At 58.0% G+C, this 12,674-nt stretch carries 12 protein-coding genes and 1 pseudogene; 2 read left to right on the top strand and 11 right to left on the bottom strand.

The genetic code is table 11. The features are described 5' to 3' along the window. The first annotated feature begins 349 nt into the window (after window positions 1-349). Window positions 350-2,313 (top strand): annotated as a pseudogene (locus CPT76_RS41210) (ABC-F family ATP-binding cassette domain-containing protein). A gap of 627 nt (window positions 2,314-2,940) precedes the next feature. On the opposite strand, the gene tsaD reads toward CPT76_RS41210, so the two are convergent. The 6 genes from tsaD to CPT76_RS04615 form a co-directional block, all read right to left on the bottom strand. Then, a complete protein-coding gene (gene tsaD / locus CPT76_RS04640; protein ID WP_089549945.1) occupies window positions 2,941-3,987 on the bottom strand; it encodes a tRNA (adenosine(37)-N6)-threonylcarbamoyltransferase complex transferase subunit TsaD in 1,047 nt (348 codons plus the stop codon). Between the two features lie 16 nt (window positions 3,988-4,003). After that, a complete protein-coding gene (gene rimI / locus CPT76_RS04635; RefSeq protein ID WP_089549944.1) occupies window positions 4,004-4,504 on the bottom strand; it encodes a ribosomal protein S18-alanine N-acetyltransferase in 501 nt (166 codons plus the stop codon). 19 nt (window positions 4,505-4,523) lie between these two features. Continuing rightward, window positions 4,524-5,300: a tRNA (adenosine(37)-N6)-threonylcarbamoyltransferase complex dimerization subunit type 1 TsaB gene (gene tsaB / locus CPT76_RS04630; protein WP_105442082.1), complete on the bottom strand. Its 777-nt coding sequence runs from the start codon at window positions 5,298-5,300 to the stop codon at window positions 4,524-4,526. After that, the gene (gene tsaE, locus CPT76_RS04625) at window positions 5,297-5,791 is read right to left on the bottom strand and encodes a tRNA (adenosine(37)-N6)-threonylcarbamoyltransferase complex ATPase subunit type 1 TsaE (RefSeq protein ID WP_374954603.1); all 495 of its coding nucleotides are present in this window, start codon (window positions 5,789-5,791) and stop codon (window positions 5,297-5,299) included. The genes tsaB and tsaE overlap by 4 nt, the downstream gene beginning before the upstream one ends. 115 nt (window positions 5,792-5,906) lie before the next feature. Next, on the bottom strand, window positions 5,907-6,458 hold the full coding sequence (locus CPT76_RS04620) for a nucleotidyltransferase family protein (RefSeq protein ID WP_105442081.1): 552 nt from the start codon (window positions 6,456-6,458) through the stop codon (window positions 5,907-5,909). Between the two features lie 193 nt (window positions 6,459-6,651). Further along, entirely contained in the window at window positions 6,652-7,140 is a 489-nt protein-coding gene (locus CPT76_RS04615; RefSeq protein WP_258168086.1) for a DUF2269 family protein, read from the bottom strand. A 345-nt stretch (window positions 7,141-7,485) separates the two neighbouring features. On the opposite strand from CPT76_RS04615, the gene CPT76_RS04610 reads away from it, so the two are divergent. After that, a complete protein-coding gene (locus tag CPT76_RS04610) occupies window positions 7,486-8,223 on the top strand; it encodes an alpha/beta fold hydrolase (RefSeq protein WP_105442079.1) in 738 nt (245 codons plus the stop codon). A gap of 65 nt (window positions 8,224-8,288) precedes the next feature. Here the strand turns inward: CPT76_RS04610 and CPT76_RS04605 are convergent, their stop codons facing one another. From CPT76_RS04605 to CPT76_RS38930, 5 genes are all read right to left on the bottom strand, one after another. After that, the gene (locus CPT76_RS04605) at window positions 8,289-8,684 is read right to left on the bottom strand and encodes a DUF1801 domain-containing protein (RefSeq protein ID WP_258168079.1); all 396 of its coding nucleotides are present in this window, start codon (window positions 8,682-8,684) and stop codon (window positions 8,289-8,291) included. A gap of 178 nt (window positions 8,685-8,862) precedes the next feature. Beyond that, the gene (locus CPT76_RS04600) at window positions 8,863-9,942 is read right to left on the bottom strand and encodes an LLM class flavin-dependent oxidoreductase (RefSeq protein WP_105442078.1); all 1,080 of its coding nucleotides are present in this window, start codon (window positions 9,940-9,942) and stop codon (window positions 8,863-8,865) included. Between the two features lie 29 nt (window positions 9,943-9,971). Beyond that, the gene (locus CPT76_RS04595; protein ID WP_258168078.1) at window positions 9,972-10,988 is read right to left on the bottom strand and encodes an MFS transporter; all 1,017 of its coding nucleotides are present in this window, start codon (window positions 10,986-10,988) and stop codon (window positions 9,972-9,974) included. Next, complete coding sequence (locus CPT76_RS38935) at window positions 10,972-11,472, bottom strand: MFS transporter (protein ID WP_258168077.1); 501 nt, start codon at window positions 11,470-11,472, stop codon at window positions 10,972-10,974. The genes CPT76_RS04595 and CPT76_RS38935 overlap by 17 nt, the downstream gene beginning before the upstream one ends. A gap of 34 nt (window positions 11,473-11,506) precedes the next feature. Continuing rightward, window positions 11,507-12,674: ABC transporter ATP-binding protein (locus CPT76_RS38930; protein ID WP_258168076.1), on the bottom strand; the 1,168-nt coding region annotated here is incomplete at its 5' end.

Genomic DNA, 12,674 nt, shown 5'->3' with positions numbered 1-12,674 from the left:
ACGGAACGTACACCATCACGCTCCGGCATCCAGCCGCTTCCATCCACGCCGATGCATGACGGCAGGCCTGATCGGAAGCGCGTCTCCGCTCCTCTTCCGGCAGACCATCCCGCACCTGCCGCATGGCAAAGCGAAGACGCGCCTTCTCTTCTTTCATCCAAGCCGCCCCCTGTGGCATCCAACGACGCGTTCGATTTTCAGTCCTGCATCCGTTGATTTGCTCTTATCTTACCACTGTTGCTTCTCTTTCGCCAAGATTGTCCCGAAGTCCTGCACTGCAAGTCGCGCATTCTCAGTATTTCATGTAAACTGATCTTATTAAGATGATAGATGGAGGTTGCAACGTCACATGCTTCTTCAAGCGAGCGGAATCAAAAAATTATTCGGCATCACTCCCGTGCTGGAAGGCATCAACCTGCAGGTTCAGGAGAGGGAACGTATCGGCCTCGTCGGCGTCAACGGCGCGGGCAAGTCGACCCTTCTGCAAATTTTGGCAGGGGAAATGTCCTATGACGGCGGGCAAATTTATAAATCGAAGGAAACGACGATCGGGTATCTCGCCCAGAACAGCGGGCTTCAATCCGACCGTACCATTTGGGAAGAAATGTTGGATGTGTTCACTCCTTTAATTGAGACGGAAAAAGAGCTCCGGGTGATGGAGCAGCAGATCGCCGATCCGGCGGTGATGGATAATCCGAAGAAATACCAGGATCTGCTGGACCGTTATGCTTCCCGTTCGGACTGGTTCAAGGACCACGGAGGCTACGAAATGGAAACGCGGATCCGCAGCGTGCTGCACGGCATGGGCTTTGGCAGCTTTGCGCCGGAGACCCCGATCGCCACGCTCAGCGGCGGGCNGAAAACGCGGCTTGCGCTGGCGCGCATCCTGCTGCAGGCCCCGGACCTGCTCATGCTCGACGAACCGACCAACCACCTGGACATTGCGACGCTGACCTGGCTCGAGGACTATTTGCGCGCGTATTCCGGATCGCTGCTGGTCGTATCCCATGACCGGTATTTTCTGGACCGCCTCGTGACGACCGTCGTCGAGATCGAGCGGCATCAATCCAAGCGGTATACGGGCAATTACAGCCGGTATATGGAGCTCAAGGCGGCCGAGTACGAATCCCAAATGAAGATGTACGAGAAGCAGCAGGACGAGATCGCCAAGATGGAAGCTTTTATCCAGCGCAACATCGTCCGTGCGTCGACCACCAAGCGGGCCCAGAGCCGGCGCAAGGCCCTCGAGAAAATGGACCGGATGGACAAGCCGCTCGGCGATTTGAAGAAGGCCCACTTCTCCTTCGAGGTCGAGTACATGTCCGGCAAGGAAGTGCTGCAGGTGCGGGACTTGTCCGTGTCATTCCAGCCGCCGAAGGCGCTGTTTAAGGACGTATCCTTCGACCTGCGCCGCGGGGAAACGGTCGCGCTCATCGGGCCGAACGGGATCGGCAAATCGACACTGCTCAAGTGCCTGATCGGAACCAGCCAGCCGCAGACCGGAGCGATCCACTGGGGGACCAAGGTCAAAATCGGGTATTACGACCAGGAGCAGACCAACCTTAATCCTTCCAATACCGTGCTCGAGGAGCTTTGGAGCGCCTACCCGCACATGGAGGAAGCCCGGATTCGCACCGTACTCGGCAACTTCCTGTTCAGCGGCGAGGACGTGCTCAAGAAAATCGCTGCGCTCAGCGGCGGCGAGAAGGCTAGGGTATCGCTGGCCAAGCTGATGCTGCTGGAAGCCAATATGCTTATACTGGACGAGCCGACCAACCATCTGGATCTCTTCAGCAAGGAAGTGCTGGAGTCGGCTCTGATCGATTACGAAGGCACCCTGCTGTTTATTTCGCACGACCGGTACTTTCTGAACAAAATGGCCGAACGCATTATTGAGCTTCATCCCGAAGGGACCGAGCATTACCTCGGCAACTACGACGACTATGTAGCGAAAAAGCAGGAGCTGGAGGAGCTCAGCCAAGAAGCGCTTGAGCAGGCAGGCGGAGCCGGAGCGAAGAACAGCCCCTCAAACCAGAGGCAGCAAACGATAACAGCGACAAATCCGGCGTATCTTCGTTCGAGGCCGACAAGCAGGCTAAGCGAGAGGAACGAAACCGGCAGCGCAGGCTTGCCGCGCTCGAGGAGCAGATCCAGAGCCTGGAGGAAGAAATTTCGGAACTTGACGCGGAAATGGCCAAGCCGGAGGTCTACCAAGACTACGTCGCCCTGCAGGAGCATCAGCAGCAGCAGGAGGAAAAGAAAAACCAGCTGGAAACGATTTATGCCGAATGGGAAACATTGGCCGCGGAGTAAGCCGATTTTCAACAAATGGAGCCGGCGGAAGCTCCAATGTTCGAACTTTTGTCAAATTTTCAAAAAAAGTTTTGATGTTAAGATTCCACTTATTCACAGCCTTATCCCCAAAAAAAGTGCATAACTTCCAACAAAGGATGGCCTTAAGGGCCATTTTTTGTTGAGCAAATGCGCCTCTTTGTAAAATATCCATCTTTATCCACCAAATTATCCACATTATCCACAGTTCCCACAGAAAACCTGTGAAAAACCTATCCCCTATTTTCACCCCTCTATAAACCAGCGATTTTATTAAGAAACAGGTGGTTGTGCACAATTTCGGTGGAATATGTGGATAACCTTGTCCACATCTTGACAAGGACCAGGTCCTAAGATATAGCCCCAAAATAGGTCCTTAGTCTGCCGATTCGCCGATTCTTCCGACAAGAATGACAGGAGCCTTCGACGGCATAACGGCTTTTTCGTCCCCTATCGTCGGACAACAACCGCCATAACCGTCAAAGATGCAAAACAGCCTGCCGTCTCATCAACGAGACAACAGGCTGTTCATAATTCACAAGGTCTATGTTACTGATTTCCCTCCGGCTCAGACCGGATCTCATGATCGGGAAAACGTACGGCCAGCTTTCAAGCGCGCACGGACCATTCCTCCAGCGAAAATTGCGGCATCGCCCGCAGGTCCAAACCAGCGAACTGCTGCTCCTTCCATTTCAAATAAGCAGCGGCTCCGATCATGGCCGCATTATCCGTGCAGTATTTGAACGGCGGGATAATCAGCTCGATGCCTTCCTGCTCGCACTGGCGGGACAGCTCCGCCCGCAGGCCCTTGTTCGCCGCCACGCCCCCGCACAGCAGCAGCTGCTTCGCATGGTAAGACTTCACCGCGCGGATCGACTTCGTGACGAGCACTTCCACGACGGATTCCTGGAAACCGCGTGCAATCGCGCCTTCCGCGGCCGGCTCCCCGCGCATTTTGCGCTGGTTCACCACATTCAGCACCGCCGACTTCAAACCACTGAAGCTGAAATCGTAGCTGTCCGGCTCAAGCCAGACCCGCGGAAGCGGAATGGCCTCTTCGGATTCCAGCGCCAGACGGTCCACGTGCGGGCCGCCAGGATACGGAAAGCCGAGCGCCCGCGCCACTTTGTCGTACGCCTCGCCGACCGCGTCATCCCGCGTGCGCCCGATGACTTCGAAGTGGCCCTCTTTTTCCAGGTAGACCAGCTCCGTATGCCCGCCGGAAGTCACCAGCGCCATACACGGGTACTTCAGGTCGGCCACCAGGTTGTTGGCGTAAATATGGCCGGCAATATGATGCGTGCCGATGAGCGGCTTCGAGAGCGCAAACGCCAGACTGGTCGCCGCGACGACGCCCACAAGCAAAGCCCCGACGAGGCCGGGGCCCTGGGTGACGGCAATCGCCGACAAGTCCTGCGGGGTGATGCCCGCGGCCTGCACTGCTTCCTGAAGCATCAGCGTAATATTCTCGACATGCTTGCGGGAAGCGACCTCCGGCACGACGCCGCCGAACGCCTTGTGGGTTTCGATCTGGCTGGCGATCAGGTTGCTGAGCACCTCTTTGCCGTCTTTGACCACCGCGGCGGACGTTTCGTCACAGCTCGTTTCCACCGCCAGAATATAGCATGGTTGTGATTGTATGTTGGCTTGATTCATTTGTGTACTTTCCTTCCTAGCCGCGGGCGTTCTGACTGCGGTCCGGAAACAGCTCGGCCCACATGATCATCGCGTCCTCCTGGTTGTCCGAATAATACCCTTTTCGGAGTCCGGCCGGCTCGAATCCCATTTTCATATATAAGTTTTGCGCCACCCGGTTGGAGACCCGGACTTCGAGTGTCATCCGTTTCATGCCAAGCTGCGAGGCTGTCTTCATCAGTTCAAGCAGCAGGCGCTCTCCCCATTTGCGGCCGCGGTAAGGGGACAAAACGGCAATATTCGTCACATGCGCTTCGTCAATGACCGTCCACATCCCCGCATATCCGACAGGTTCCCCGTTCCATTCCATCATCATATAACGCGCAAAATGATTATGCGTCAGCTCGTTCCGGAACGCTTCCTCCGTCCAGGGCAGAGTGAATGCGTCATGCTCGATCACCATCACGGCGGGTATATCCTCTAATGTCATCGGACGGAAAGTTAATCCTTCCGCGTCCTGTTTGATCTCCTGCTCCATGATTGTCAAAAGACTCCCTTCACGGCTTGCGCAGGAGCTTTTCAGCTTCGGCAAGCTGCGTATAGTTTGGCACCAGGGCGTGCAGCTCATCCCGCTCTCCCCGGAGAAGGCGGTCCGCACCAAGCTGCCCTACCGGCTCCCCTTTCATATCGCAGGAAGTCAGATGAAGCCGGTCCCCCAGCATGGAATACAGCCGCTGCGCCGATTCCTGATGATTGCCGATCTCGCCGACAAAATGGACGGAAGCCGGCCATTCTTCCTCCGGCATGGACAAGAGGAGCTGCTCCAGCTCCACCACCCACGGCTGCATCAGCCGGATGGCATCGTCCTTCTTCCGCTGCGGGATGCCCGCCTGCCCGGCCGCAAATAAGGCCGTATATGCCTGGCCTCTTCTGGCGTCCACGAGCGGAATAACCCAGCTCGTTCCGCCTGGGGCCCGTGAGTCCGGGCCGGCCATCAGTCCGCTCCAGGCCAGCGCATGCAGGCTGGAAATGCCGGCGACCGGCACGTTCCAGGCCCAGGCCAGCGTCTTGGCGGCCGTGACGGCAACCCGGGTTCCGGTATAAGAACCCGGGCCAACGCCCACGGCGACGCCGTCGACTTGGGATGCTTCCACGCCGGCTTCCCGGAGGCCTTTCTGGATCAAAGGCAGCAGATGGACCGAATGATTCCGCTCACCTGAAGCCTCGATCGTATGAAGCACGCGGTCGTTCTCCATGACCGCCAGCGCCAGGCAGGCCGTCGAGGTGTCCAGCGCCAAAAACCGCCGCAGCGGCTGTGAATTCTCGTTATTCATGTTGATACGACTCCATTTCTGTTCAAACTGCCGACCCATTCTTCATAAGGCTGCCCATACCCCCGGACCGTAATGCTCCGCTCCGTGAGGCCGGCAGTCTCGATGTAGATATGCAAATGCCGGTCCGGCAGCAGTTCTTCGATGATTTGCGACCATTCGACCAGGCTGACGCCGTTTCCGAAGAAGTACTCGTCCAGTCCCAGATCCTCGGCCTCTTCCAGAGACACCCGGTAGACATCCATATGGTAAAAGGGCAGACGCCCTTCGTATTCCTTAATAATGGTGAATGTGGGGCTGTTTACAACATCCTGCACCCCAAAATGCCTGGCGAACGCCTGCGAAAAGGCGGTCTTTCCCGCCCCCAGATCGCCGTCCAGGCCGATCACGGTCCCCGGCTCCGCTACGCCTGCCAGCCACGCGGCCAGCGCCTCCGTATCCTCGGGGCTGCGGGAGGAATAGATGAACGGTTTCCCGTTATGATTGCTTTCCACGATGGGATTCCACCTTCTCCTTCCAAATCCTTGAATGCAACTTGCCCTTAATTATATCGGTCAACCCTGACACCCGCAAGGACTGGGGGCCGTGTGTTCCGGTCAGCCTTTATCCCTAATCCTCGAGGATGGTCAGCTGCGGCCACTGCCGCTTCCAGTTTTTCGAACGTACCCGGCTGATATAGTAGGCTCTATCCTCAAACCGGGGACTTCTGCGTACGACGAGGCCGAACAGATCGTCCAGCCCGTAAGGGGCCAAGATCTCCAGCCTGTTCCCGGAATTCAGGCGTGCACCGACTGCGGTCGCCGTCTCCGGCCACCAGCTGACTGCGTCCTCCGAGGAACGGTAAGGCGGATTGCCGTTGCGGATATGCATGCGCGCCTGATTTTTAACAGACCATTTATCATTCCCGGTTTGTTCGATCAGCCTTTGTTCCAGCAGCCATTCGCGCTCCTCCGACAGATCTCCCGGATCATAGAAAATAACGTCAATATCGGTATGGGCCGCCTGGTTCACATATCCGTGCAGCCGGTCCCACACCGTCCCCCTGACGTACCCGGCCGCGATGTAGCACTGCGGAAGCCCAAGCTCCCGCACCCGTTCCAGATCTTTCATTAAAAGATCATTTTCCAGGATATACTGCCGTAAACGTTCTTCGTAGGACATACGCATCCTCCAATTCCTTTGGCGGCTCATCCGCTGTGTTCCTTCATTATATCACGGAATCACAGAAGAACCGTTGGGGGAGGAACAGCGACCTGCGTACTCCCGCGGCTTCCTGCCAACGAGCAAAGCCCCTGTGCCGGAAGGGACAGGGGGTTATATTTCGCGCGTAAGGCGTGAATGATCGTATCGAAAACTATTTTCGTTTCTTTTTCCACGGCTTGATGACCGAAATGACGAATATGACCAGCGTCAGGACGATCTGGATGAAGACGAACGCATTTCTGAGCCCATGGTTGCGGAGAAATCCAGGGTCTTCAAGCGCCGCCGGCCCCATCGTCTCCAGCAGATAGAGATTGGCAAGCATCAGCTTATCCACGACGAAAATGCCGATGAACGTCTGCAGCAGAAACAAAATCCATTTCACGGTCAGCCAGCGGTGCCTGAAGAAGCCCCATGGCGTAAAAAAGCCGTACACAAAGGCGACCGCCAGCGTCCCCACGGCCCCCGTCCGGATCACACCGTCGCTGATGAGCACGATGACTTTATAAGATTTCAGCGTATCTTCATAGCTGCCTAACCCCAGTGCAAAGTTGACGGTCACCGAGCTCAGAATGCCGCCAAAAAACAAGGACACCAATACGATATGCACGATCTTCAGCCATTTCATGGCGGGTGCGCTCATTTTCTTCACATTTGTCCTCCCCCTTCCCCCAAGCCCGCAACTTTCGGAGTCAGGCCATAAGTCCTATCCTACCGGCCGGAGATTGCAAACCTGTGACAACCATGTACGCAATCCGTGAAATTTGGCGGCAAGTCCCAGCAGCCACGGAATATGGCGAATCAGGGAAGACGCAGAATCGACAGTCATTTTAGGAAAACGGCCATTCGACAAATCTCCACTGACCGGAGTTGTCAGTGAAGTAAGGGTATGATGGGGTTAAAGGGCAAACAGCCCGCAAAAATGCCAATGCGCTGACAGCATCGTCTGCCGGCTTTACATTAAAAAATGAACATGGAGGAGATTCAAATGGAAAAAGCTCTCAAGGATCGCAAACCAATCGGATATGTATTCATTCCCGGGGCGGGACTGGACGCCCAAATATGGAACAGGGTGGCAGGGGAGCTGCCGGCGCCTTGTCTGACGGTGGACTATCCGGGCAGAGGAACGAATAACGGAGGAACAAGCAAGCTGTCCTTAAAGGATTATTGTGCACATGTAAAGGAGCAAATCCGCAGCTGGGATGTGGAAAAATTCATCCTGGTCACTCATTCTCTCGGTGGTGTACTCGGTCTGAGCATCGCCGACGAAATGGCGGACCGGGTCGCCGGTTTTGCCGCCATCGGAGCGGTGATCCCGGCAAGCGGGGGATCGTTCACGTCCGCCTTCCCTTCAGGGCAGCGGCTCCTGCTGCCCCTGATGATGCGCTTGTTCGGGACCAAGCCTCCCGAACAAGCCATCCGCCGCGGGCTCTGCAGCGATCTCACCGAGGAGCAGGCCGACGAAATCATCCGCCGGTTTACCCCCGAATCGATCCGGGTCTACACGGACCGGGTAGAGGCTGCTTCCCGGCTTCAGGTCCCTTCCCTGTACATCAAGCTTGGTCAGGATCAGGAGCTGAAGCCAGGCCTGCAGGACAAGATGGCCGGAAATTTGGGCGCCTGCGTCGAACGACTTGAGTCCGGCCATCTGCCCATGCTGAGCCACCCGGATGAGCTGCGTCAGCTGCTCCAAAAGTTTGGTGCCTCGGTGTCCGCGGCAGGGTAACGAGCAGCCGGCCGGGCACCCCTGTCTGCATGATTGGAGGAGCGCCCTCTTCCTGTTTTTACTTGTTAACCGGAGACCTCCAGCCATTTGCGGATGACGGCCTGCAGCACATCCCGCTTGGACTCGACGTCATCCATACCGGTAAATCGGATCGTTGCCCGGTCAGGCGCAGACCATTCCAGCAGCTCCTGGGCATGTTCGAAAAACGGCCTAAGGTCGACAGGATCTTTTGACTTAGCCCCGCGATGCAGCACCAGCCTGAAAAATCCCTTTCCATGCAGATTAAAGGTCACCCTGTCGTCATTTTGGAAGAGAAAGCTTGGGGCGTTCCACTTGATATGCTCGGAGAGCCCTTTATCCGTGTTCAATATGATTTTCCGAACTTCCTCCATTTCAGGCTTAAGCGGATGATCCAGCTGGTTCAGAAAGTCCTCCACATGCTGGCTGGGCGGCTTTGGCACGGTTATCACTCCTGACTTCCGATGATTTTCGTGCACTACATTCGCTGCGACATACCGTATGTCCTGCCTCCGTCCGATCTTTGTGATGACCAACTGAATAGAAAAATAAAAAGTGACGTAACCACCTTACGCACTTTTCATCTCTTCTCCCGGGTCTATGGACTGCCTATCAACCCGCTCAAGATTCGGACAAACCGCTGTCTCTTCCCGGCAGCACCGGTCCGCTCTCCCATACCCGACTCGGAATTTCGCGCCTGAGTACCGGCAACACTTCCTCCGCGAACCGCTGCAGCTGCTCTTGCTGCTCCGACTCGGTCAGCCCATCCACGCCGATGCTCAGCACCGTATGGCCAAACGCCTCATGGTAATTCAATATTTTCTCGATGACCTTTTCAGGGCTGCCGATCAGCGCCGGGCCGTTCTCGATCTGATCCTCCAGGCTGTGAAAAGGCGATTGGTTATGCTTTGCCGATTCCGTTGCGCTGAAGGCCGTATAATAAGGCCGGTACCGCCGGATCGCCTCCTCGGTCGTATTTCCCAAGTACAGGCTCCCGGAGCCCGCGCCGACGACCGCTTTGGCGGGATCATGGCCGTAATAGGCAAGACGCTCGCGGTAATGATCGATCAGCGCTTTATACTTGGCCTGCGGATGGAAGGCGTTGGAGGAAAAAATCGGCTCCCCGAACCGGGCCGCCAGCTCGGTCGAGCGCGTGCTCGAGGCGCTGCCGTGCCAAACCGGAATGGAGGCCTGGTATGGTCGGGGGAACGTCGTCACTTCCTGCAGCGGCGGCCGGTACTTTCCTTCCCAGGTGACGTTTTCCTCAGTCCACAACCGTTTCAGCAGCCTGTACCGCTCCTCCATCGAATCCCACTGCTCTTCCTCCGTAATGCCGAACAGCGGATAATGCCGGGGATCGTTTCCTTTGCCGATGATCATCTCCAGCCGGCCGCCGGACAAATGGTCCAGTGTGGCATAATCCTCAGCCACCCGCACCGGATCCAGCACGCTCAGCACAGTCACGGTGGTGAGCAGGCGGATGCGGGTCGTGCGGGATGCGATGGCGGTCAGCACTACGGGCGGCGCCGAGGACAGGAAGGGAGCTCCGTGCCGTTCTCCCACACCGTAAGCGTCGAAGCCAAGCTTCTCCGCGAGGACCGCCTGCGAGATGACGTTGTGGAACTTTTGCTGCGCGGTCAAGGACTCCCCTGTTACTGCATTGGGAAGATTCATCATAAGACTAAATACAGCCACTTTCATTTGGGATCTGGCCTCCTATCCATTCAAAATCAGTTGAGTTCGGTCGGCTGCTCCAGGCGTGGTCCGGCACCTGCCGCTTCCTTCCGTTTGCGCAGAAGGAGCGCCAGCGGAATGGCCAGCGCCACCAACGCGCTCGCGAACAAAAATGCATCGTCGATGCTCCGCGTATACGCCTCCCGGCGTATCCATTCCGTGCCCTGCGCCGCATAGTTAGCGTGCAGCCGGGACTCGTGCACGCTCATCCGCGCATAAAACACCGATGTGAACATGCCGAGCGCTCCCGCGCTGAATAGCTGCCGCAGCCAGTTGATCAGGGCCGATGCATGGCCCGATTCGGACTGCGGAACCGCCGCCATCGCCGCGCTGGTCGCTGGCGTCAGCGACAGCCCCGTACCGATGTTGCGGATCGCCAGCCAGATCATGACGGAGACGAGCGTCGTTTCCGTGCCGAGCCGGCTGAAGCGAAAAGTCGTCACCAGCAGGATCAGGCTGCCCAGGGCAATCAGCGCTGCCGGCCCAACGGTGCGGTATCCTTTCCCCGACAGGAACGTGGCCAGGGTCAGACACGCGGCCGCGGGAAGAAAGAGCAACCCGACCTGAAAAGACGACAGCCCTTGAACTTCTTCCAGGAACAGTGGGACAAAGTATACGCCGGAGTAGAGGGCAAAGGACAGGATCAGCGATACACCGAGGCTCGCGGCGAACGTGAAATTGCCGAACAGCCTGAGGTTCAGCAGCGGCTCCTTCGCGCGCAGCTCGACCCGGATGAAAAGAGCGGTGCATGCGCCGCCGATCAGGAGGCAGCCCCACGTCCAGACCGACCGCATGCCCCAGGCGTGCAGATTGCCGAACAGCAGAAGGATGGCAAGGCTGCCCGCGGTGGCCAGCAGAAGTCCGGCGGAGTCCAGACGCTTTTGCGGACCCCGAACGTCCTTCGGGAGCAGGATACGGCCCGCCAACCAGGCAAGAATGCCGGCCGGCAGCGTCACGAGAAAAATCAGGTGCCAGTCATGCTGTTGAAGCCACCCGCTAACCGAGGGGCCCACCGCCGTGCCAAAGCACCGTCGAAAACGACCAGACGCTGACCGCTAGAGGCTGTCTTCCTCGCGGCAGCGTCTGATAAATCATGGCCAGGGACACGGGCTGAATCAGTCCGCACCATAAGCCCTGCAAGATGCGGAAGAAAATCAGTGCATGAATATTCCAGGACAGGGAACACATCACGGAACTGACGGTGATTCCGGCCAACGACAGCAGAAACATCCGCCTGCCGCCGAAACGGCTGGAGAGATAGCCGCTGACGGGAGCAATCATGCCGAAGGCCAGCGTAAAGCCCGTAATGATCCACTGAACGGTCCCAAGGCCGGTGTGAAAGATGCCGATAAAGCCGGGCAGCGAAACGTTTAAGGAAACCATGGGGTACATGCCGACAAAGGAACCGCAGAACAGGGTGAGCAGAACCGGCCAAAACGGCAGACTGCCCTGCCCCTCTTCGGCCTTTGCCGCGGCAGCATTCATCGTGACTGACAATTCATAACCTCCCGTTCAGGTGGCGGCCATCCCGTCACAGCGCATAGTGGCAGGCCGCGTGGTGACCGCTGTCCAATTGGCGCAGCGCCGGCTCCTCCTGCCGGCAGCGGTCTGTGGCAAACGGACACCGGGTATGGAACCGGCAGCCCGAGGGCGGATTGGCCGGCGAGGGAATCTCCCCTTCCAGGCTTCCGGCCGACTGGCCTTGGCGGGGCGTGGTCTGCGGTATGGCCTCAATCAGAGCTTGAGTATATGGGTGGGCCGGGGCGAGAAACAGCGACTCGCTCGGTGCGATCTCCACGAGCTTCCCGAGGTACATCACGCCGATCCGATCCGACAGATGCCGGACAACCTGCAGGCCGTGGGCGATGAACAGGTAGGTCAGCCCCAGCTTCTGCTGCAGGTCCTGCAGCAAATTGATGATCTGGGCCTGAACCGATACATCCAGCGCGGATACGGCTTCGTCGGCGAGAATGAACCGCGGATTCAGGGCGATCGCGCGGGCGATGCCGATCCGCTGCCGCTGCCCGCCGGAGAACTCGTGCGGATACCGCTGCGCCCACGACGGGTCGAGCCCCACCAGCTCCAGCAGCTCGCTGACGCGGCGGCTGATTTCGGCGGGGGAGCGCTGCCCCTGACCGTGCACCTTGAGCGGCTCGGCGATGCTGTCGCCGATCTTCCAGCGCGGATCCAGCGATCCGTACGGATCCTGGAAGATCGTCTGCATATGCTGGCGGGCGGCGCGCAGTTCACGTCCTCCCAGGTTCGTCAGGTCCTTGCCGTCAAAAAGAACCGTCCCTGCCGTGGCACGCTCCATTTGGAGCAGCACCCGGCCCAGCGTCGACTTTCCGCTGCCGGACTCGCCGACCAGGCCGAAGGTTTCGCGCTTGCGGATCGTAAAGCTGACGTCGTCCACGGCGCGGATCAGCTTCTTCGCTTTGCCGATGCCTCCGCCATGCACCGGGTAATACTTTTTCAGGTGATCCACGGTAAACAAAGCGTCCGCCGCTTCTTCCGCTGCCCCGGCTGAGCCGGCTTCGCCGCGTCCTTCAATGTTCTCTTCTGCGCCGCCCTCCCGTGTAACGCGTAAAGCAGCCGTCTCGCTGGAAGCCGACGGGTCGCCAGAACCTGCAGCTGCACCTGAAACAGCCATCGCATTGGATGCCGACGCCGCACCGAAACCTTCAGCTGTACCCGAGCCC

Source organism: Paenibacillus sp. AR247 (assembly GCF_002968895.1).
Taxonomy (GTDB): Bacteria; Bacillota; Bacilli; order Paenibacillales; family Paenibacillaceae; genus Paenibacillus_AQ; species Paenibacillus_AQ favisporus.
This window is presented reverse-complemented; position numbering and strand designations above follow the sequence as displayed.